At 41.6% G+C, this 20054-nt stretch carries 24 protein-coding genes; 11 read left to right on the top strand and 13 right to left on the bottom strand.

What is annotated here, in order from left to right:
- Positions 1 to 172: 172 nt before the first annotated feature.
- The 4 genes from lpxD to V7K49_RS33915 form a co-directional block, all read right to left on the bottom strand.
- Positions 173 to 1225 carry a UDP-3-O-(3-hydroxymyristoyl)glucosamine N-acyltransferase gene (gene lpxD / locus V7K49_RS33930; RefSeq protein ID WP_335209612.1) on the bottom strand — a complete coding sequence of 351 codons (1053 nt, stop codon included), beginning with the start codon at positions 1223 to 1225 and terminating at the stop codon, positions 173 to 175.
- Positions 1226 to 1285: 60 nt separating this feature from the next.
- A complete protein-coding gene (locus V7K49_RS33925; RefSeq protein WP_335209611.1) occupies positions 1286 to 2518 on the bottom strand; it encodes an NAD(P)/FAD-dependent oxidoreductase in 1233 nt (410 codons plus the stop codon).
- A gap of 49 nt (positions 2519 to 2567) precedes the next feature.
- Positions 2568 to 2732, bottom strand: a complete 165-nt coding sequence (rd, locus tag V7K49_RS33920; protein WP_335209609.1) for a rubredoxin — start codon at positions 2730 to 2732, stop codon at positions 2568 to 2570.
- Between the two features lie 377 nt (positions 2733 to 3109).
- Positions 3110 to 3304 carry a hypothetical protein gene (locus V7K49_RS33915; protein WP_334865603.1) on the bottom strand — a complete coding sequence of 65 codons (195 nt, stop codon included), beginning with the start codon at positions 3302 to 3304 and terminating at the stop codon, positions 3110 to 3112.
- Positions 3305 to 3724: 420 nt separating this feature from the next.
- Here V7K49_RS33915 and V7K49_RS33910 point away from each other — a divergent pair, with 420 nt between their 5' ends.
- Positions 3725 to 4285 carry an SRPBCC family protein gene (locus V7K49_RS33910; RefSeq protein WP_273768555.1) on the top strand — a complete coding sequence of 187 codons (561 nt, stop codon included), beginning with the start codon at positions 3725 to 3727 and terminating at the stop codon, positions 4283 to 4285.
- A gap of 75 nt (positions 4286 to 4360) precedes the next feature.
- On the opposite strand, the gene clpB is transcribed toward V7K49_RS33910, so the two are convergent.
- The 7 genes from clpB to V7K49_RS33875 form a co-directional block, all read right to left on the bottom strand.
- Positions 4361 to 6979: an ATP-dependent chaperone ClpB gene (clpB, locus tag V7K49_RS33905; protein ID WP_335209607.1), complete on the bottom strand. Its 2619-nt coding sequence runs from the start codon at positions 6977 to 6979 to the stop codon at positions 4361 to 4363.
- A 255-nt stretch (positions 6980 to 7234) separates the two neighbouring features.
- A complete protein-coding gene (locus tag V7K49_RS33900; protein ID WP_335209605.1) occupies positions 7235 to 8167 on the bottom strand; it encodes an AAA family ATPase in 933 nt (310 codons plus the stop codon).
- Between the two features lie 2 nt (positions 8168 to 8169).
- Complete coding sequence (locus tag V7K49_RS33895) at positions 8170 to 9135, bottom strand: DUF262 domain-containing protein (RefSeq protein ID WP_335209603.1); 966 nt, start codon at positions 9133 to 9135, stop codon at positions 8170 to 8172.
- A gap of 3 nt (positions 9136 to 9138) precedes the next feature.
- Positions 9139 to 9285 carry a hypothetical protein gene (locus V7K49_RS33890; RefSeq protein ID WP_335209601.1) on the bottom strand — a complete coding sequence of 49 codons (147 nt, stop codon included), beginning with the start codon at positions 9283 to 9285 and terminating at the stop codon, positions 9139 to 9141.
- A gap of 137 nt (positions 9286 to 9422) precedes the next feature.
- Entirely contained in the window at positions 9423 to 9590 is a 168-nt protein-coding gene (locus tag V7K49_RS33885) for a hypothetical protein (RefSeq protein WP_334865592.1), read from the bottom strand.
- A gap of 209 nt (positions 9591 to 9799) precedes the next feature.
- The gene (locus V7K49_RS33880; RefSeq protein WP_335209599.1) at positions 9800 to 10162 is read right to left on the bottom strand and encodes a hypothetical protein; all 363 of its coding nucleotides are present in this window, start codon (positions 10160 to 10162) and stop codon (positions 9800 to 9802) included.
- A gap of 185 nt (positions 10163 to 10347) precedes the next feature.
- Positions 10348 to 10554 (bottom strand): hypothetical protein, encoded by a 207-nt coding sequence (locus V7K49_RS33875; RefSeq protein ID WP_335209597.1) that lies wholly within the window; start codon positions 10552 to 10554, stop codon positions 10348 to 10350.
- 42 nt (positions 10555 to 10596) lie between these two features.
- On the opposite strand from V7K49_RS33875, the gene V7K49_RS33870 reads away from it, so the two are divergent.
- The 6 genes from V7K49_RS33870 to V7K49_RS33845 all read left to right on the top strand — a co-directional run bounded on the left by V7K49_RS33870 (position 10597) and on the right by V7K49_RS33845 (position 15476).
- Positions 10597 to 10971: a hypothetical protein gene (locus tag V7K49_RS33870; protein ID WP_335209595.1), complete on the top strand. Its 375-nt coding sequence runs from the start codon at positions 10597 to 10599 to the stop codon at positions 10969 to 10971.
- Between the two features lie 76 nt (positions 10972 to 11047).
- Positions 11048 to 11302, top strand: coding sequence for a TIGR02450 family Trp-rich protein (locus tag V7K49_RS33865; protein WP_273769533.1), 255 nt, complete (start codon positions 11048 to 11050; stop codon positions 11300 to 11302).
- 679 nt (positions 11303 to 11981) lie between these two features.
- Positions 11982 to 12848, top strand: coding sequence for a ferredoxin:protochlorophyllide reductase (ATP-dependent) iron-sulfur ATP-binding protein (bchL, locus tag V7K49_RS33860; protein ID WP_223278117.1), 867 nt, complete (start codon positions 11982 to 11984; stop codon positions 12846 to 12848).
- Positions 12849 to 12880: 32 nt separating this feature from the next.
- Positions 12881 to 13669 (top strand): DUF5331 domain-containing protein, encoded by a 789-nt coding sequence (locus V7K49_RS33855; RefSeq protein ID WP_334865583.1) that lies wholly within the window; start codon positions 12881 to 12883, stop codon positions 13667 to 13669.
- Positions 13670 to 13893: 224 nt separating this feature from the next.
- Positions 13894 to 15297: a ferredoxin:protochlorophyllide reductase (ATP-dependent) subunit N gene (locus tag V7K49_RS33850; RefSeq protein ID WP_334865581.1), complete on the top strand. Its 1404-nt coding sequence runs from the start codon at positions 13894 to 13896 to the stop codon at positions 15295 to 15297.
- 35 nt (positions 15298 to 15332) lie between these two features.
- A complete protein-coding gene (locus V7K49_RS33845; RefSeq protein WP_335209593.1) occupies positions 15333 to 15476 on the top strand; it encodes a hypothetical protein in 144 nt (47 codons plus the stop codon).
- On the opposite strand, the gene V7K49_RS33840 is transcribed toward V7K49_RS33845, so the two are convergent.
- Positions 15459 to 16745, bottom strand: a complete 1287-nt coding sequence (locus V7K49_RS33840; protein WP_335209591.1) for a hypothetical protein — start codon at positions 16743 to 16745, stop codon at positions 15459 to 15461. The two genes, V7K49_RS33845 and V7K49_RS33840, sit on opposite strands and share 18 nt — an antisense overlap.
- Before the next feature lie 239 nt (positions 16746 to 16984).
- Here V7K49_RS33840 and V7K49_RS33835 point away from each other — a divergent pair, with 239 nt between their 5' ends.
- On the top strand, positions 16985 to 17611 hold the full coding sequence (locus V7K49_RS33835; RefSeq protein WP_335209589.1) for a retropepsin-like domain-containing protein: 627 nt from the start codon (positions 16985 to 16987) through the stop codon (positions 17609 to 17611).
- A 4-nt stretch (positions 17612 to 17615) separates the two neighbouring features.
- Here V7K49_RS33835 and V7K49_RS33830 read toward each other — a convergent pair whose 3' ends face one another.
- The gene (locus V7K49_RS33830; protein WP_335209588.1) at positions 17616 to 18500 is read right to left on the bottom strand and encodes a LysR family transcriptional regulator; all 885 of its coding nucleotides are present in this window, start codon (positions 18498 to 18500) and stop codon (positions 17616 to 17618) included.
- A 103-nt stretch (positions 18501 to 18603) separates the two neighbouring features.
- On the opposite strand from V7K49_RS33830, the gene V7K49_RS33825 reads away from it, so the two are divergent.
- The 3 genes from V7K49_RS33825 to V7K49_RS33815 are packed head-to-tail and all read left to right on the top strand — an operon-like array spanning position 18604 to position 19938.
- Positions 18604 to 19422 carry a methyltransferase domain-containing protein gene (locus V7K49_RS33825; RefSeq protein ID WP_335209587.1) on the top strand — a complete coding sequence of 273 codons (819 nt, stop codon included), beginning with the start codon at positions 18604 to 18606 and terminating at the stop codon, positions 19420 to 19422.
- A gap of 15 nt (positions 19423 to 19437) precedes the next feature.
- Positions 19438 to 19755 (top strand): hypothetical protein, encoded by a 318-nt coding sequence (locus V7K49_RS33820; RefSeq protein ID WP_335209585.1) that lies wholly within the window; start codon positions 19438 to 19440, stop codon positions 19753 to 19755.
- Positions 19756 to 19938 (top strand): hypothetical protein, encoded by a 183-nt coding sequence (locus V7K49_RS33815; RefSeq protein ID WP_335209583.1) that lies wholly within the window; start codon positions 19756 to 19758, stop codon positions 19936 to 19938.
- Positions 19939 to 20054: the final 116 nt, after the last annotated feature.

Raw genomic sequence — 20054 nt, 5'->3', positions numbered from 1 at the left:
ACTAAACAAGAATTTTAGTCCACTTGAGTGGACAGTAGCTCTAAGCCACTGAAGTTAAGTTCTGGGCAGAACGTGGGTCAGTGCAATACTTTAATCACCGATTTGGTGGCTTGGAATTAAATGGGGTTGAGAGCAACAGATAAATTCCAACCTCCAGCAATAATCGCCTTCTTCACTCATTGCTATTTTTTAATTTACGTTGCAATTGTTTTAGCGATTGATACATATCTGGCAGGCGACCATAAACAGCAGATACCTTGAGATATAGTTTGTAAGGAAGGGCTGGAGTTCCGCAGACAATTTCTCCTGGTGCAACATCGTTGTGAATTCCAGTTTGAGCAGATGTCATTGCCCCATCTCCCATCTTCACTTGATTAACTATTCCTGTTTGTCCAGCTAAAATAACGCGATTTCCCAGTTGAACACCTCCCGCCATGCCAACCTGACCTGCGATCGCACAGCCAGAACCAATTTTGCAACCGTGACCTATTTGCACTAAACTATCAATTATTGTATTGCGACCTACCCGTGTTTCTCCTACGGCTGGGCGGTCAATGCCACTGTTGCAGCCAACTTCCACGCCATCTTCTAAAACTGTATAGCCGGATTGTTCCATTTTGAACCAACCAGTCCGGGTAGGAACAAAACCAAAGCCTTCTGCACCGATGACAGCACCACTGTGAATGACGCAATCTGCACCGATGTGGGTGCGTTCGTGGATGGTGCAATTGGCGTGTAAGGTGGTGCGATCGCCTATTTTAACATCTGGATAAATCACCACATTGGGATGAATGATTGCCCCATTGCCAATTTCTACCCCTTGTTGAATCACAGCATGGGGGCCAATGTAAACATCGCTACCAACTTTTGCGGTGGAGTGAATCACAGAGGTGGGATGAATTTCTGGAACGGGGCGATATGGTTGGTAAAAAAGTGCGATCACTTTGGCAAAGAACAGTCGCGGATCTGGGGTTGCTAACCAGACAATACCGTTCTCCTGGGCAAGCGTTTGTAATTTTTCGTCCTGGGGCAAAATTAAAGCACTAGCATTAGTCTTGCTGATAAAAGACCCAAATTTTGCTCCCTCGACGTAGCTGAGAGTACCGTTGCTAGCTTGATCAATGGCTGCTACACCTGTAATTTCTGGGTCCTGGTCTGGATTGCTAGTTAGGCTATGAGCGTTGGCGGCATCACCAAATTGGTGGAGGATTTCGCTGAATTTCATTGTTAGGTGTGTTCAAAATTGATCTACAAAGGATGGTAGCTTTATTTTCGCTGCTTTGTACTAGTCGCTAGTCGCCATTGCTACCCCTGCTAAATACCCGGTTGTCCAAGCACTTTGGAAGTTAAACCCACCGGTGACGCCATCAATATCTAAGATTTCTCCGGCAAAATAAAGACCAGGAACTAACCTACTTTCCATCGTCTTGAAGTTAACTTCTTTGAGGTGGACACCGCCACAGGTAACAAATTCTTCTTTGAAGGCTCCTTTGCCGTTAGTTAAGTATTGTCCCTGAGTAAGTTCTTGCACTAGTTGATTTAAGGTTTTACTAGATATTTCTGCCCAACGATCTTCTGTGGTAATGCCTGCACGGGCGATGATATATTGCCAGAGACGATGGGGTAGATCAACGCCGCGATGCAATGCGATCGCTTTCTTTCCCCATTCATCCTTAACTGCTAAAACTTTTTCTCGCACTTGTTCTTGGCGCAAATGGGGCAGCCAATTAATCAATAATTTGGCTTGATAGCGGCTTTCGTGCAGAACTCTCGCACCCCAAGCAGAAAGCTTCAGAATTGCGGGACCACTCAAACCCCAGTGGGTAATTAGCAATGGCCCAGTTTGTTCCAATTGGGATTTTCCGCCCACAGATAACCGCAATTGGGCAGGGTTAACGCTAACTCCAGCTAACTCCCTCAACTTTTGATCGAGAATGTTGAAGGTAAATAACGAGGGGACTGGCGGTTCAATTTGATGACCTAACTCCTGGACTATTTTATAACCCGCAAGGCTGCTGCCGGTCGCAAGAAGTAGGCGATCGCATTTAATCGGATCTCCCGACTTCAGAAAAATCTCAAACCCTTCATCTGCTGCGGTCACCGAAGTTACAGGTGTACCGATACGGAGTTTTACCCCAGATGTTGCCATCGCTTTAATCAGACATTCCACAATAGTTTCTGAACTATTGGTGACAGGAAACATCCGGCCATCAGCTTCAGTTTTTAGATAGACTCCACCAGCAGCAAACCAAGCTACTGTATCTTGAGGGCCAAAACGAGTCAAAGCACCTCGCAAAGCTTTTGCCCCTCTGGGGTAATTTTGGACTAACTCCTCAGGGTCAAAGCACGCGTGAGTAACGTTGCAGCGGCCGCCACCAGAAATTAGCACTTTCGCTAAAGGTTGGCGACTGGCTTCGAGTAAAGTAACTTGGGCATCAGGATTGGCTTTAGCACAAGCGATCGCGCCAAAAAATCCCGCTGCCCCACCCCCAATAACTATAATTCGTAACGGTAGCAAGTTCTAAAATTTCTCAATTGTACGTACCTTACTAGGCTAGCCGTTATCTTCACTCTTCAACTAGTTCAAATTGGTCTTTTGTGGCACCACAAACTGGACATGACCAATCATCTGGTATATTTTCAAAAGCTGTTCCCGGTGCTATGTCGCTATCTGGATCGCCTTGTTCTGGGTCATATTCATAGCCGCAAACAGTACATATATACTTTGCCATGTTCGTTTCCCCTAGTAAATTGTTGGCCTTGCTTCCCTATTAAATCCTTTTGGCAGTATGTCAAAATAGGCACGCCACAATTCTTAAGAGGAGACTAGTACAGCACGGCGTAAATAGAGCAACCATTTAAAAACCCTAAAAAGCTTATTCCGTAATCCTTTTGACTTTTACTTCGGCTCCTTTCGGCAACTCTTAGAGACGCTGCGCGTAGCTTGCTTCCCCGTAGGGGTACGCTCAAGGCAAGCCGCTCAGTACAAGTGACTTTTGACTTTTGACTTCCGCCTTGCGGTACTAGGGCATGAAAATCATCAAATAAAGGCGTCTACCCTTGGGGGAAATTTCCGAGATTATCCCAGCTATCCTCAAAAGAAATCAGATTAAATACGCCACCATCTCCTTTGGGCGTAACTGATAATCGCGATCGCGATCGCCCCTAGTAATAGTAGCCAAATAATTCCACCTGGAATAAAAGTGAGAATACCAAAGCCTCTTAGTACCCAGACAGCTACACTAATGCCAAGAAGAATACCAAAAATCTGGATTAATCTACGATTTAAAGAAGATTGATTCACCTAATTTTCCTCTCAACTCAACAGAGATTACACTTGATATTGACAATAAGAGATGAAGTTACGATGAATTTGCAGTTTCATCAGAAATAACACGTAAAAATAGAGAAATACTATCTAAACGCTGGGGTAAGCTGCTTGATATTAGGTTGTGTTTGTGCCATTCTAGCTGTTAACAATGGAGTTTTTCATCTCCAAATATTGCTCTGAGAAAATTAACTTAAGTATTAATTGTGTTAATTGTGATAAGAACTACAGTTTTTACAGTAAAGTGACTGAAATAATTACTGAAAATTCACTGTTTATGGAAAACATAGGCATTAGACTGGAACTAAAATTTAGTGGGTTGGAGCTAAATCAAGTTTTATAGCTTGTAGTTTCAATTCCGTTAGGTGGATGAGTTGAGGAGTAACTAAAATCATTATGTCTGCATCTTCTTATATATCAGACTCAATTATTGCAGGTTCAGATATGGCTTGGAGTCAAGACAAGCAAAGGTTGCTGGTACAGGGTGAAATTTTGGTAGAAACGCGATCGCACAAGATGTGGGGTGGCGCTGTGACAGCCTGGATGTATTTGCCGATGGTGCGATCGCAAGTTTGGCAACAATTAACAGATTATCCCCGGTGGGTGCAATATTTTCCCGACATCACTAAAAGCGAAGTCATGTACAGAGGTGAAGTGAAGCATCTGTATCAAGCAGCACAAAAAGCCTTTTTCTTTTTCACCGCTCAAGTTGAAATTTACCTCAATGTCATGGAAGTGCTGGGGCAGCAAATTCAATTTCGCATGGAAAAAGGGACTTTTGAGGACTTTAACGCCAATTTAGAACTAAAAGATTGTGGTAATGGCACAATACTTGCTTATACTGTGCAAGCTACACCTCTTATACCGATTCCATCAATTTTTATTCAACAAGCAATGAACTTAGAGTTGCCTGCAAATATGCGTAAAATGCGACAAGTGCTTTGTAAGAATCAGTAAAAGCAATGTCACAAAAAAACGCAAAGACGCATTTGTTTAACTTTGCGTCTTTGCAGGAGGTTATTACTTACTGAATTAGCTAGTAAATACCTCAACAGGTAGGCGACTAAAAGAAAGACGCTCATTTTGCACATCTACAAAAATAGTGTTTCCATCGTTGAATTCGCCGCGCAAGATGGATTTAGCAATTTGAGTTTCTAACTCCCGCTGAATCGCCCGCTTTAGTGGACGCGCCCCATATACGGGGTCGTATCCTACTTCTGCTAAAAAGTCAAGTGCTGCATCCGAGAGCTTGAGGGATATTTTGCGATCGCTCAGTCTTTGCCGCAATCTTTCCACTTGCAACAGCACAATTTGCCGCAATTCTTTCTTATCTAAACCGTGGAAGATGATGATTTCGTCAATCCGGTTCAGGAACTCTGGACGGAAGCTATTCCGCATCGCCTCCATGACTCGACGGCGCATTTCGTCGTAGTGGGCGTTATCCCCGGCGACATCAAGAATGTACTGCGAACCAATGTTGCTGGTCATGATGATAATAGCGTTCTTGAAGTCCACTTTATGACCTTGGGCATCAGTGACGCGACCATCATCGAGAATTTGCAGAAAGATATTGAAGACATCGGGGTGTGCTTTCTCGATTTCGTCGAAGAGAATCACTGAGTAAGGCCGCCGCCGAATCGCTTCTGTAAGTTGTCCGCCTTCTTCGTAACCTACATATCCTGGAGGTGCACCAATTAAGCGAGAAACTGCGTGTTTCTCCATATACTCAGACATATCGATTCGCACCAGCGCATCTTCGCTATCGAACATATACGCCGCCAGTGCTTTCGCCAACTCCGTTTTACCCACACCCGTAGGCCCAAGGAAAATAAAGCTAGCGATAGGACGATTCGGATCAGCCAGTCCAGCGCGCGATCGCTGAATTGCATCTGCTACGGCTGTGACTGCTTCTTCTTGTCCAATCACGCGGCGATGTAGTTCATCTTCTAAATGCAGCAGTTTCTCTTTCTCTGATTCCACCAACTTGCTGATCGGAATTCCTGTCCATTTAGAAATAATTTCGGCAATATCAGCTTCTGTTACTTCTTCCCGTAATAGTGATTTACCACTTCTTTGAGCGTTTGCCAATTCAGCTTCTACTGCTTCCAATTGACGATGCAGACTGGTTAAATTGCCGTATTTCAACTCCGCAGCACGGTTAAGGTCGTAATCGCGTTCTGCTTGCTGAATCTCTAAATTGACCCGTTCAATCTCTTTTTTAACAGACTGAATTTTGTCAATGATATCTTTTTCTGATTGCCATTGACTATTCAGGGTTCTTTGTTCTTCTTTGAGATCGGCAATTTCTTTTTCCAGTCTTACTAGGCGTTCACGAGAAGCTGCATCGCTTTCTTTTTGCAGCGAAAGCTTCTCCATTTCCAATTGCAGAATCTTGCGGTCAATTTCGTCGAGTTCTTCTGGTTTGGAGGTAATCTCCATTTTAAGTCTAGCGGCGGCTTCGTCTACCAAGTCAATGGCTTTATCTGGTAAGAAGCGATCGCTAATATATCGACTCGACAATACGGCTGCTGCAACTAAAGCACTATCAGAAATCTTCACCCCGTGGTGGTTTTCATAACGTTCTCTCAACCCGCGCAAAATCGAAATACTATCTTCTACACTAGGCTGATCGACATAAACTTGTTGGAAGCGTCTTTCCAGTGCGGCATCTTTTTCGATATGTTTGCGGTATTCATCCAGAGTTGTTGCCCCAATACAGCGCAATTCGCCCCGCGCCAACATTGGTTTTAACAAGTTACTAGCATCCATCGCCCCTTGGGTTGCACCAGCGCCGACAACGGTGTGAATTTCATCAATAAATAAAACAATCTTGCCGCTAGATTCAGTAACTTCTTTTAATACTGCTTTCAAGCGTTCTTCAAATTCACCGCGGAATTTTGCCCCCGCAATCAAAGCACCCATATCTAAAGCGATTAGCTTGCAGTCTTTGAGGGATTGAGGTACATCACCTGCGATAATGCGCTGTGCTAATCCTTCGGCGATCGCAGTTTTACCAACACCCGGTTCACCAATTAGTACAGGGTTATTTTTGGTGCGGCGAGAGAGAATTTGCACAGTGCGGCGAATCTCATCATCTCGCCCAATCACTGGATCGAGTTGACCTTTACGCGCGGCTTCTGTAAGGTCACGCCCGTATTTTTCCAGTGCTTCGTATTTGCCTTCTGGATTTTGGTCGGTCACTTTTTGACTCCCACGAATTTGTTTAATAATATTTTTTAGCTTGGCTTCGTCTAAACCAAATTCTTGGAATAAACCTTTGCCAAAGCGGTCATCTTTAGCATAAGCCAGCAATAAGTGTTCAATTGAAATATATTCGTCTTGAAACTCTTTGCGATATCCGTCTGCCCGATCTAACAGTGTATCCAAGCTGCGTCCCAAGTAGACAGAACTACTGGTACCGGATACTTTCGGCTGACGTTGGAAAAATTGTTCAGTGCGATCGCGCAGTTTTTGGAGGTTAACACCTGCTTTGGTGAGAATCCCAGTTGCTAGACCATCTTGTTCTAGCAGCGCTTTCATCAGGTGTTCACTTTCTATCTGCTGTTGTTGATATTGTTTAACAATATCCGGGGTATGGGTGATCGCTTCCCAGGCTTTTTCTGTAAATTGGTTAGGATTAGTAGGTTGCATAGGCTTTTTCAGGAAAGAACCATATTAGACATCGTAAAAGCGCTTTACGCGGCTGACTTCAGTCCACGGCGGCTTTCCGTAGGTTAGACCCCAAGGAAAGGAAAATTTTTGTTCTCATAATGGATATTGTAAGAAGAAGGGGGCGATCGCCTAGATCGGTGTTCACATCTTGTGAAAGTGGTATTTTCCCCTAGCTCCGATTTTCCTATGTGCGATTCTCAAGGTTTTGGCCATGTACTGAGATGCTTCGCTGTGCTAACTATTACTGTCAGAACTAGGAATTTCGACCTTTGCCCCATTAAAAATCTCGTTCAGCCATTCCTCTGTCTGAGTATATAGAGTCTTTGCATCTTGACCTAAGCATAACTTTTCATTGACTAAATAATCTCTCTTTTTATAAAGCAAGTTAACTGTAAATTCGCCTCTTGATCCTACATTTGGGAATTTGTTCAGTGTGGACTTCAAATAAAATTCCTGTGGGCCCAACCTGTCTGCGGATATATAGTGAATATGACCAAAGTTTAAAGATAGATGTAATAAAGTTGAATCTAGTTCAATTTCTGAATTATTAAATTTTAAAAAAGATCCACTAGGTATTAAGTTATTTATAGTAGATATTCCTTGTAATTGGGCTTCACTATTTTCGTCATTTGAAGTAAAAATAGTGTAGTTAAACATAATTTTTCGCAATAAAGAATTATAGTTAGAGCTATAAATAGAATGTATTTTATAAGATAAACTTTCATATTTGTCTTCATCAGAAAGGGATAATTCTAATAAATCATAAAATTCAATTGCTTCAATTTTAATTACCATATCATCTTCTATATTTTCAGTTAAAAAATACTCAGCACTTCCATTGACATTTAAAAAATTTTTAGATTGGGATTCTTTTAAATCATAAGAAATTACTGTTTGATTATAATGATATATGAATCTTATTGGTTCATTTCTTGAATTATGTGTATTTCTAATATCATTGAACTTATTTAAATTTATGCATTTACCATTCAACAAAATATGATCAGTAGCGTCATTATGCTCAATGGATTGTCTCATTAATAACAAAGATTGAAGAATAGTTGATTTACCCCCTCCATTAGTTCCTGTCAGTAAAGTTAATTTACTTAAAGGAAAAGCCGTTCTTTCTTTAAAACATTTAAAATTTTCTAATTCTATTTTTGTCAACACTATACATCTCCTAAAACTTCTTGTACCAGTTTAAATCTAGTAATTACCTTAGCTTTACTACTCGTAGCATATCTTATAGCATCAATATATTCTAGGTTTTGTAGTAACCGATCAAAGTTATCTTGGATATTTTTTTTATTTTCTTGTAAAAAGTCATTACTATTAATTGAGAAAAAATAAGAAACTGATTCAAAAATTGCTATATTTATTCTTCCTCTCCTTTCTGGTGCAGGTAAACGAAAGTTTCTTCTACCAAAAAATTCAAAAGTTAAATTCATAACTCTCATAAAATCATTTTTTAAAACCTCTATTTGTTCTTCTGTCATTAGATTAATTTTTTTCATTGCATTTTCCAAAAAATCGCTTAATTTACCCTGATATTCTGTTTCATAATCAAAACTTTTAAATGCTAAGTAGCGCAAAATAGCTTCCCTATCTTTCATTCTTTTAGGAGATATTCCATAATCAATAGCTCTTTTAAAATAATCTTTTTCTGATAGCTCTTTAAGGAGTATAGTAGATTTTCCTGAAAAAATACCGTTTCGGACTTCTTGACGCTCAAGATATGTCCCACCCGTATTAATTCTATTAAAAATATCGTAAACAACTTTGGCTGGTACAGAAGGTTTAATAATGTATATATAAAGTTTTTTATCTTCTATTCTCGTTTGATAGTCACCCGGTAAATCTTTGAGTTTTGAAAAATTATAATCATTCAAATATGTTAAAGCTTCTAAGCCTGTTAAGTTGAATTCATCATTAATAAATTCGTGTAATGTGGATATTCTTTGTAACCCATCTACAATAATATACTTACCTTCTACAGTTTGATTAACATACAAAGGAGGTAAAGGAAAGTTAAGTATTACTGTTTCAATAAATTTACTTTTCTTTTCTGGTGTCCAAACTAAATTACGTTGAAAATCAGGATCAATAATCAGTTTTTTATTATCATATTGCCTCATTAACTAGAAAACTGTTTGAAGGTCTCCTCTGATGTCAATATCTGCTTGAGTTGGGTCATAAGGATACAACCCCCCATTATCAGTTCTATCTTCTTCAGCAGTATCTTCATCTTTTTCAATTACATCACTATCTTGTACTTCAATATCCATTTATCTTTACTCCTTTTGTTAGCTGATATACGCGATATAGTTGGGACTCGCAGCGGATTTTAAAGCACCTGATAATTTGATTATGACATCTCCTAGCCGCCCAGAATGCCCTCTTGTTATATCCACTACAGCCTAAGCTAAACTTTTGCCAAATCTCCAACTTGCTCCAAAGAATCTTCGTCGCCTATATCAGCAAACGCAGTCAGTTTGTGTGGCTCATTTTTCCCTGGATATCTGATATTCTCATTATCGACAACATTAGCAAAACTTCCTATACGTAGAATTTGAGAATTACGGCATCGCACTTGCCCACACCGCTATAATCATTGATTAATTGAGGCACAATAGAACCAAAGGCACTGTGAACAATAACTACTCAATTGATGGTTCAACCCTCATCCTTCAAACTATTTTTGTCGCCGAACTCATTAATTATCGTTAAAGATTAGTTCAGAAGCTTGACAGTAGTCACAATGATGGTTAGCTAGTTGTGCGATCGCAGCGTAATACCGATTCACAAACTCTCTTGCTGTATCAATGCAGCTGTTCGGGCTGCTGCTGCTCTTAATTCAGCCTCAACCAAAGTATCTAACTCTGCTTGTTGCTCTGGTGGCAATGCTTCCTCCTGATCTCGTGCTGACCGCCATAAACTCATCAATTCCGATAAGCGTTTTTGTTGTTTAGCGCTAAAAAACGGGTCAGGACTAAAGTTTTGAATTAAAAGCAGTGCGCTGAACTCCGTTTCACCCAACTGAGTAGTTAACGCATCTAGGGCTTGCCCCGCAGTTTTGCCAACAGAGTGCTTATCCCCTGCAATGGCGCGATAAGTTTTCTTACCATCAGCATCAAATATTGGCAATATTGCTACTGTAGTCATGCTTCCAGTTTGGAATTCTTTGCCTCAAATTATAGCTCTACGCGACCCAACGTTTGAACTCACCGAATGGCGATCGCATTTGAACCACTGCAAATACCCTTCACTTAGAAAAGATCGATAATAGTTAAGTAATCAAATCTTATTCAGTAGCGCGTGTCCCTCAAGATTATGATCAACGGGAAAAATCATGTCTGGGGTTCAAGTTTGGCTCTAAGTCTGGCTTTCTGCGCCTGAAGTTTTTCCCAAGCCGCTTCTCGTTCGGGTGGTAGCAGTATTTTGGCAATTTTCTCAGCCAACTCACGATTCTGTTCTTCGTAGTGCTGCCGCAGTTCCTCCGCTTCCTTGAGAACGAGTTGATACTCTGCTTCAACCAATTCTCCTCCTACTTCCACACAGAGTTACCATAATTCCAGGTCGCCTAGTGGATGCTGAAAATGATTGACCCCTACGACTTTGAAAATGATGACTTTGATTTTGAGGATGAAGATTTCTTGAAAATGAAACCCATCAGCCAAATGACTGAAGGCGAAAAGCTACAGAGGTTTAAGCGGTTCTTCGACAGCAGCAGCCGTGCTATGTTGCAAGACTGTCTATTTCGCATCGTCAATTATGAAGATGGTATGGGCACGTTAGAAATTCTTTGCCCTAATGAAGTCGTAAGACAACGCCTTTCAAAAAAAAAGCGCAAAATTACCAACAACATCAACACCTGCTGGAGCCATATCAGATGGTTTTCGCTATGCGTCCAGCAAGATAGTGAGTTGCATTGTCAGAAGTTTACCCGTAACGGCGATTTGGTTACATCTTAGCTGTAGGAGTGAGGGAGCAGGGGGCAGAAGAAGAATAACAATGCCCAATGCCCAATAACAAATGACTAAAAAACAAATGACTAAAAAACCGAAATTTCCTTACCTAGTTGGTTCTAAGTGGACAGCACAGCAAAAAGTAGACGGTTGGCGGCACTTCCAAGTTGTCAACCGGAAAAATCAGGCTAAGTGGGTTTACGCCGAAATGGTTGCTGCTTGTGATCCTAAAGTCCGTTTCTGGATAAATGCCAAATTATTACAAGATAACTCTCAGTGGCAAGCCGGCTGGCAAACATTACAGGAAATCCAGGAACTTGAAACTGAGGTGTCCTAATTTGCCTCGTTCCCAGTCAGAGAGCGGGAATGTCCATTAGTAGGCTGCCACCTCTTTCACTGGCGGCAGCAGAACAATAACATGCATTTCTAAGTATAAATTGGAGATAAAGTTTTAATTAGCACATTAGAAAAAATTTAATAATCTTAGACAATATTTGATAATTTAATAATTTTTTACAAAATCAGACTAACTTACTCTCAAGCAGCAATTAAAAGGTTTTGGCTACCGACTGAAAACTGCCAAATTATCTGCGATCGCAAATTGCAGTAGTATTTCCAGCATCGCTCTGCATATACCTCTGTTTACCCTTGATGCTGCGCCCCAATGCCCTAAAAACACGTTGTAATACCATCAGCTAATTCTATGAAAAGCATTCAAAAAAGCCAATTTCATCTTTTTTTATTTTGTAACTATTTTTATAAAAATAAGTAATAAAAACTGTTTATTAAGGGTTTTTGGAGCTATTTTAGGCTTTGAAGTTCATAAAAATCCAAATAAGATTAATTAAGCTCTAAGACATTAAAAAAGACCGTTTTACAAATTAAGAGCCACTTTCTTTTCTATGTAATTTGCACAATAATGACATTCACAGACGTCACGCATCGCCATCTCAGGACAGGTGAAGGCAAATGTTTGAGCCACAAGTTTGACAAAAAGCTATAAGAGGCAAATAAAAGTGAAACTAGCAGTCTACGGAAAAGGTGGTATCGGTAAATCCACAACTAGCTGTAACATATCAGTCGCCCTAGCTAAACGTGGCAAGAAAGTGCTGCAAATTGGCTGCGACCCCAAACATGACAGTACCTTCACCCTGACTGGGTTTTTGATTCCCACAATTATCGACACCCTCCAAGAAAAGGACTATCACTATGAAGATGTCTGGCCGGAAGATGTGATTTATAAAGGCTACGGTGGTGTTGATTGCGTAGAAGCTGGTGGACCACCTGCGGGTGCTGGATGCGGTGGCTACGTAGTTGGTGAAACCGTAAAATTACTTAAGGAACTCAACGCCTTTGATGAGTACGATGTAATTCTCTTTGACGTTCTGGGTGACGTAGTTTGCGGTGGTTTTGCAGCACCACTCAACTATGCAGATTACTGCCTGATTGTTACAGACAACGGCTTTGATGCTTTGTTTGCTGCCAATCGGATTGCTGCTTCAGTCCGCGAAAAAGCACGAACTCACCCACTGCGTCTAGCTGGGTTGATTGGCAATCGCACCTCCAAGCGCGACTTGATTGAAAAATATATAGAAGCTGTGCCAATGCCAGTTCTAGAAGTTTTACCTTTGATTGAAGATATCCGTGTTTCCCGTGTGAAAGGTAAGACTTTGTTTGAGATGGCAGAGCAAGATCCTTCCCTGGACTACGTTTGCGACTACTATCTCAACATTGCTGACCAAATTCTGGCGCGTCCCGAAGGTGTTGTACCTAACGATACACCAGATCGTGAGTTGTTCTCTTTGTTGTCTGATTTTTATCTAAATCCGGGTAAACCCCAGGTTGCTAATTCAGAAGAAGAACTAGACTTGATGATTGTATAAATCACCAAGTTCTCAGGATGGGGGACAATAATATGGCTTTCTTTCACAGCTTTACAGATTCAATAAAGCAAAAGTGGTTGCAATTTTTCCAGAATAATCGGGACTGGATTACCCTGCACATGGAAGTGGAATCAGTGTACACCCCTGATGGCGGGAAGCGACCACCTTCTTACCTCATCCTGGGAGTTCTTAACGCCCTAGAGCCAAAGCTAGCGCAGTTAATGTTGCCCTTTGCCAAACTTAATCCTGACGCCGATACCCTGATTGAGGTGCTGGATTTGCATTTTGACCCAGATTTCGCTCTCGGTAATCGCTTCCTCATCAACCCAGAACCAGAAAAATACGTAGAAGAAGCAGCAGTTGTCATTGAGAAAAAGCCCGAAGATGAAACATTGACACATTCTCATACAAACGGCTTTGGATCGGTGGCGGTAGTTCAAGAGTTGGTAATCCTGGATTCCGATGAGCAAAGCCTGGGAATCAGCGAGTTGGAGGAAACCGAAAATGGCTTTGGCGATATTTCCTTATCCAATGGACACGACTCAAAAGCTGAGTCTCTCCAAACCTCTAGTTTAGAAGCAGATGAGTTTGGGGAAATTGGCTTCGATACAACACCTGCAATCGAACTAAAGCTGGATGACGACCAGGCGCTTGAAGATAGTCCACTAGATGAGAATGCGTTTAAAGACGTGTTGTCAGATGTCTGGAGTGATGAAACAGCCTTGCAAAAGACTGAAGAAAATAACGATTTTTTAGGGGAAGAACTGCCAGCAGGCGTTTTTGACGAATCAGAAATTGCCCGTCTCTTCCCCAATGCTTAATTATTGCCGTTCCTCACAATTTTAAGTTTTAGATTCGGGACTTCGGCTACGCTCAGTCGAACGGTTTTGGATTAGAAATTAGGGAAATTGTCGTCAGACAGAGGATACTTTTGTTGTCCCAATCTTCAATCCAAAATTGTCAATCGTTCGACTGAGCGAAGCCGAAGTCTAAAATCTAAAATTGGTTGACCTGCCATTAAATATCAAGGGGAGAAAAAACCAAAATGACTGTCGCTCAACAACCAGAAGCTTTAAACTTTGAATGTGAAACTGGGAATTACCATACCTTTTGCCCAATTAGCTGCGTGGCGTGGTTATATCAAAAAATTGAAGATAGCTTCTTTTTGGTGATTGGGACAAAAACTTGTGGCTACTTCCTGCAAAATGCGATGGGGGTGATGATTTTTGCTGAACCCCGCTATGCAATGGCAGAGTTGGAAGAGGGCGATATTTCGGCACAGCTGAATGATTATGAAGAGTTAAAGCGGTTGTGCTTGCAGATTAAACGCGATCGCAATCCTAGTGTAATTGTCTGGATTGGCACTTGTACCACCGAAATTATCAAAACAGATTTGGAAGGTTTGGCACCGAAGCTGGAATCTGAAATCGGTATTCCCATCGTTGTAGCGCGGGCAAATGGTCTAGATTACGCCTTCACTCAAGGGGAAGACACTGTGTTAGCAGCAATGGCTAATCGTTGTCCTGATAAGGCTCCGGTGGCGGAAACAGAGAAAAGTGAACGCAATGCGATCGCTAAATTACTCAACTTTGGTAAGAAGAAAGAAGATGTCGCCCAAGATGAGTCTGAGTACGTGGATCACCCACCACTGGTTCTCTTTGGCTCCCTTCCCGACCCCGTAGTTACTCAGTTAACCTTGGAACTGAAAAAACAAGGTATCAAAGTTTCCGGCTGGCTACCCGCGAAGCGCTTCACTGAACTGCCAGTATTAGAAGAAGGGTATTATGTCGCTGGTGTCAACCCCTTCCTCAGCCGCACAGCTACCACCTTAATGCGTCGCCGCAAGTGTAAACTCATTGGCGCACCCTTCCCCATTGGCCCCGATGGCACCCGCGCTTGGATTGAGAAAATCTGCTCGGTGTTTGGTATTACTCCCAAGGGTTTGGATGAACGGGAAGCCCAAATTTGGGCAGGCGTGGAAGATTATGTGAAACTGATTCGCGGTAAGTCTGTATTCTTCATGGGTGATAACTTGCTGGAAGTTTCCCAAGCAAGATTCTTAATCCGCTGTGGGATGACAGTTCACGAAATCGGCATTCCCTACATGGATAAGCGCTATCAAGCTGCTGAGTTGGCACTGTTGGAGAAAACTTGCCAGGAAATGAATTCACCCCTGCCAAGGATTGTGGAGAAGCCGGATAATTACAATCAACTTCAGCGGATTTATGCGTTGAAACCAGATTTGGTAATTACTGGTATGGCTCACGCTAATCCGTTGGAAGCACGCGGTATTAATACTAAGTGGTCTGTGGAGTTCACTTTTGCTCAAATTCACGGCTTTACGAATGCGCGTGACATGTTAGAGTTGGTGACTCGTCCGTTGCGTCGAAATAATAATTTGAAAGATTTGGGTTGGGATAAGTTGGTGAGAGAAGAAGCGAAGATTTAAATTTGGGTTTTAATCGAGCAAAACTTTAACACTATATGAGTAGGGCGAACACAAAAGGTTCGCCTTTTTTAACTAACCGCCTTTCCTTCGGAACGCTACGCGAACGCGTAGCGTCTCCTAGAGAAGACGCCAAGTACGCCAAGGAAGAAAGAGAACTTAATTCAGATGCAAGGCTGTAAATCTAAAGGTTTGGATGGAATGATATACATCAATTCTGCACTGTCTGGTTTAATTTCTGTGGATGGAGTTAATTTAAGCCAGTCATGAAAGCTGATTCCTAATTGGGATATTCCTTGTACTTCTGTTTGGTAAGATTGAAAACGAAGGTTGGTTTCAATCATAGATTCCATTACTTCAAATACTTGGGGAAGACGTTTGTAAGCCTCTTGTTTCAAATCATCCTGACTTGGTCCAAACCAACCAGCTTCAACCTCAACGTGAGTTAAAATTGCTGCTGGTATTGAGTCTAACCATTTTTGAGGATCTTTAGCTATCTTAAACAAATTTTTACGTTGAAGCTCAAATACAGCATTTTCATCCATAGCTGGATCGAGCCATTGGTAAATTCGGGTTAGTCTTCGCAAATCAATCTGACCTTTTAACTGAGGATCTAAGTATGCTGCGGGGTTAGAGGTTAGCAGAATATTAACATATTTCTGTATACGAGAATTGATAACTCTCGAACCTTCTTGGAAGCGGCGAAGTGCTGTATCGTGTTCTTCTAATTCTAAATAGCAACGTGCTTCAGCTAGGTAGGCTAAAGATAAAGTCAGCAGATATTCATCAGCAATTTGGCTTTTTTGATCAATTTCGATATCAGTGTATTCAGTATAAATATGCTCTGCTTCTAAAAAGCGGTTAATAGCTTGTAGTGCGCTGCTTCTACGATTTTCAGTTTTGGTCATTGTAAAGGCATTAGTTGCTAATTCGATTGCAGCACGAAAATTAGCATAAAAACTAAGGTCGATTTTACGGTTAATGTTATTTAACAGCTTTTGCGCTTGTTGTAAGCGTTGTTCTAATTCCTTAAGCCGTTGTGCTATTACAACAAAGCCTATAACTGAAACACCCAGGTTAAGTATACTGACTGCACTAGTTACCTGCAAAATTCCTTGAGTGAGTTGTACACTTTGCCCAAGCTTACCTAACTGATTTTCAATCCCACCCAAACGCTGGTTAACATCGGCTAATCCTTTTCCTGTTGCAGCCGCATTAGCCCCTGAAGCAACAAGATTTGCACTTGAGAAAAAAAGGTTGAATAAATTGTTAGGAGTATCAGTTGGCGTTGGCACTTGGGAATTATTTGATCCCTGCTCCCGTAACCAAGTAACGACTTGTTTTGTCCCTACATCTCTAATTACACCCCCAACTCGTTCAAAAGTTCCATCTGTTAGTCCTTTGGCAATCCAATCAGCAAGCATAAAGGTTACTGTAACTGGTAAACTCACAATTTTCTCCTAAAAAACTTCATCAGCGCGATGTCTGGTAGCCAGTCGCTTCGATTCTGCACAGCAAATATCCGCGCTTTACTCAGTATTCCCAAATTGAGTTGTAGTTTGTGTAATAGTGATGTCTACGACGGGCTACGCCTACGCTCTTTTTAACCAGAAAATGCAGAGCGATCGCAGATACAATCATAAGTAAAAGGCAAGCTGGTAGAAAATGCCTGAAATTCTCACCAAAATCTATGAATAAAACACCCTCTGGTGATGAAAGTCAGCAAATGCTGAAGTGGCTGAACCAGAATCGCCAAATGTTATTAGATTTATATAAAAATCAATATATTGCTTACAATGCTAATGGCTTAATCGCTCATAGTGAAAACTTGCGTGAAGTTCTAGAATTGGCAGAAGTGTCAAAGCAGATATTTTCAATTTACTTAGTTCCGCGTCGCACTGCTTCTATCCAAATTCTACCAATTCGCTTTCGTACAGTTTCTCGGCATGACTGGCAACAAAATTATTATGTAAAACTTAAGCATAGAGATATAGAAATGTCTACAACGATATTAGTAGACTCTGGTGCTGAATTAAGTTTAATTTCCTTCAAAGTCGGTCAAGATTTAGGCTATACTTTGGCTGATGCAGAATCTAAATTATTAGCAGAAACCATCGGCGGAAGAGTTGAGTATGTTTTACGTAATGTTGAAATGACAATTGATGAACACAGTTTTATTGCTGCTGTGGCATGGTTACAAACCAATACAGGTGGAGAGAAATTACTTCTAGGAAGAGAAGTTGTATTTGATAAGTTTAATATTGAGTTTAGGCAAGCTGATGAACAAATTATTTTTACATGGCGTGGAAATAACTAATCAGTTAACCACAGACACTTCTCACAACTTGCAGAAATTTGCGTAAAACAGGCGTCATATCTTCTTCTCGCCACACTATAGCCGTTTCTACTAATGGTGTTTTCTCCTCTACAGCGCGATAAACTACACCAGCCCTTTGAAGATTTTGCAATGAAGATGGGGCGATCGCAATCCCCATTCCCGCTGACACCAATCCAATAATTGTCTGCATCTGAATCGCTTCTTGAGTCACTTTGGGGCTGAAATTTCCTTGCTGGCAAAGGCTCACAATTTGATCGTAAAGTCCAAAGCCCAGGTGGCGAGGGAACATGATAAAGTTTTCGTTTATTAGCGATCGCACTGAAATCTTTTCTTGTTCAGCTAAAGGATGAGTTTCCAACATAGCCACAATTAAAGCTTCTTGCTGAATGCACTCTTGATTGAGTGTGTTGTCTTCTAAGGGTGGATGGGCAAAGCCTACATGAATGCGGCGTTCCTGTAGCGCTTGCTCTTGCTGAGTTGTGGTTAATTCCTGCAATACCAACTCTACTTCTGGAAACCGTTCTCGGAACCGCCGCAAAATCACAGGAAGCAAATCATAAGTTACCAAACTGGTAAATCCGATTCGTAGTTGTCCCTTCTCACCTCTTCCCGTCCGTTGAGTCAACTCAATTGCTTTTTCCAGTTGAGCCAAAAGTTGATAAGCTTCTTGCAAAAAAACTTGCCCTGCTTCTGTTAGTTGCACCTGTCGCTTGGTTTTGCGCTGAAACAGTTCTACCCCCAATTGCGCCTCTAGTTGCTGAATTTGCTGGCTTAAGGGCGGTTGAGCGATGTGCAATCGCTCGGCAGCTCTACTGAAGTGCAATTCCTCAGCTACAGCAATAAAGTAGCGCAGATGTCGCAATTCCATTTTTTTGATATTTTATAAGTTTCAATTTTATTTAAATATATATTGGACATCTGAAAACTACCTACGTATGATACTCATATAAATATCGCAGGAAGTTAGAGTGATGCAGGAAAAGTATACTCCAGGCTATTCGAGCAATGCGACGAATTTCATGGCAAAACGCAGCTTAGATACTCATGGTGCATTTTTCAAGCCTTATTTACGTCCAGGGATGAAATTGTTAGATTGTGGCTGTGGCCCTGGTGCGATCGCTTTAGGTTTAGCAAAAGCGATCGCCCCTGGTACGCTTACAGGTATTGACACAGAAGCGTCTCAAATTCGGATAGCTGCTGAGAGTGCTTTCACGCAAGGTGTCAGTAATGCTAATTTTCTGGAGGGGAATATTTATGCTTTACCCTTCCCAGATAACTCATTTGATACAATCTTCTCCCATGCGTTGTTTGAACACCTCCAAGAACCAGCGCAGGCGTTACGGGAACTGTGGCGAGTTTTGAAACCGGGGGGAATTGTTGGGCTTCGTAGTCCTGACTGGGGCGGGTTTTTGATTGCGCCGTCTACACCAGAACTGGAAAAAGCATTTTCTTATTACAAGTGGCTCCAGCAGCAAAATTCTGGTAATCCTTACGTAGGTAGAGAGTTACGCGCCCTGCTGCGCCAAAGTGGGTTTACTAATATCAAAGCTTCGGCTTCTTATCAATGTTATGAGCCGCTGAGTGAGGCTACAGAATATTTGGCGCTGCTAATTGAGGCTTCTGCAAAGGTCGATCAAGCTGTCGAGGAGGGGTGGACTGATGAGCGATGCCTGCGGCGGGCTACGCCTACGCTGACAGCGATGAGCTATGCTTTGCGAGAATGGAGTCAGCACCCAGATGGATTTTTTGCTCAATCTTGGTATGAAGTTGTGGGACAAAAGGTTTATTGATTACAAGGTGGTTTCATGAAGAAATTTGTAATTGGCAGTTTGTTAGCACTTTTGATTCCTGTGGGATACACACTAGCTCAAGCCGTACCATCCAGACAACTAGTTAAACCTGTAACTACTCCTAAACCAACTACTATTAAGCTGAGAGACAACAGTACGTTGACTGCTGACAAATTGATTCCACAAGCTAAAATTCTTGCCAGGGTCAACAAAAAAGCTGTGATTAAATCCATCAAACTTGTGCATTTTGGCGAACATTTAGCCACCTCTAAAAAAGTGGTTGGTGTAGAGTCCCAAAATCCAGAGATATCCAGCAATCGATTAGTGTACTAATTGATTACGGAATTAACAGATTTTACAATTCCCCGCGCCGGTCACTTTGATCGCGCTACCATTACAACGATTATCGACGCTGAGACGGGAGAGGCTTTGAGTAGTGATATTTATGCTCCTGCGGGCGCGTTTCAATCTAACCATGACGCCTTACCACCTCGTGAGCAATGGAAAAACGAGTAAGGGGTATTAGTAGCATTGGATGCAATACGGTTCAGTTAAGGCTAAAAAGCTGATTAGTGATGTGAAATTTTGGAGCTTCTACTCGTTTTCCAGTACCTCTGTGTTTTGGCTTTTTA

Source organism: Nostoc sp., assembly GCF_036919675.1.
Lineage (GTDB): Bacteria > Cyanobacteriota > Cyanobacteriia > Cyanobacteriales > Nostocaceae > Nostoc.
Note: the sequence above shows the minus strand (reverse complement) of the source record. Positions and strands in the feature narration are given on the sequence as shown.

Bases quoted from the DNA above. Each gene is read 5' to 3' on its own strand.
- V7K49_RS33880 (WP_335209599.1), bottom strand. From the start codon at position 10,162: ATGACTACAGTAGCAATATTGCCAATATTTGATGCTGATGGTAAGAAA.
- V7K49_RS33835 (WP_335209589.1), top strand. From the start codon at position 16,985: ATGAATAAAACACCCTCTGGTGATGAAAGTCAGCAAATGCTGAAGTGG.
- V7K49_RS33890 (WP_335209601.1), bottom strand. From the start codon at position 9,285: ATGGATATTGAAGTACAAGATAGTGATGTAATTGAAAAAGATGAAGAT.
- V7K49_RS33855 (WP_334865583.1), top strand. From the start codon at position 12,881: ATGGCTTTCTTTCACAGCTTTACAGATTCAATAAAGCAAAAGTGGTTG.
- V7K49_RS33895 (WP_335209603.1), bottom strand. From the start codon at position 9,135: ATGAGGCAATATGATAATAAAAAACTGATTATTGATCCTGATTTTCAA.
- V7K49_RS33870 (WP_335209595.1), top strand. From the start codon at position 10,597: ATGATTGACCCCTACGACTTTGAAAATGATGACTTTGATTTTGAGGAT.
- lpxD (WP_335209612.1), bottom strand. From the start codon at position 1,225: ATGAAATTCAGCGAAATCCTCCACCAATTTGGTGATGCCGCCAACGCT.
- V7K49_RS33845 (WP_335209593.1), top strand. From the start codon at position 15,333: ATGAGTAGGGCGAACACAAAAGGTTCGCCTTTTTTAACTAACCGCCTT.
- V7K49_RS33830 (WP_335209588.1), bottom strand. From the start codon at position 18,500: ATGGAATTGCGACATCTGCGCTACTTTATTGCTGTAGCTGAGGAATTG.
- rd (WP_335209609.1), bottom strand. From the start codon at position 2,732: ATGGCAAAGTATATATGTACTGTTTGCGGCTATGAATATGACCCAGAA.
- V7K49_RS33820 (WP_335209585.1), top strand. From the start codon at position 19,438: ATGAAGAAATTTGTAATTGGCAGTTTGTTAGCACTTTTGATTCCTGTG.
- V7K49_RS33910 (WP_273768555.1), top strand. From the start codon at position 3,725: ATGTCTGCATCTTCTTATATATCAGACTCAATTATTGCAGGTTCAGAT.
- V7K49_RS33850 (WP_334865581.1), top strand. From the start codon at position 13,894: ATGACTGTCGCTCAACAACCAGAAGCTTTAAACTTTGAATGTGAAACT.
- V7K49_RS33825 (WP_335209587.1), top strand. From the start codon at position 18,604: ATGCAGGAAAAGTATACTCCAGGCTATTCGAGCAATGCGACGAATTTC.
- V7K49_RS33865 (WP_273769533.1), top strand. From the start codon at position 11,048: ATGACTAAAAAACCGAAATTTCCTTACCTAGTTGGTTCTAAGTGGACA.
- clpB (WP_335209607.1), bottom strand. From the start codon at position 6,979: ATGCAACCTACTAATCCTAACCAATTTACAGAAAAAGCCTGGGAAGCG.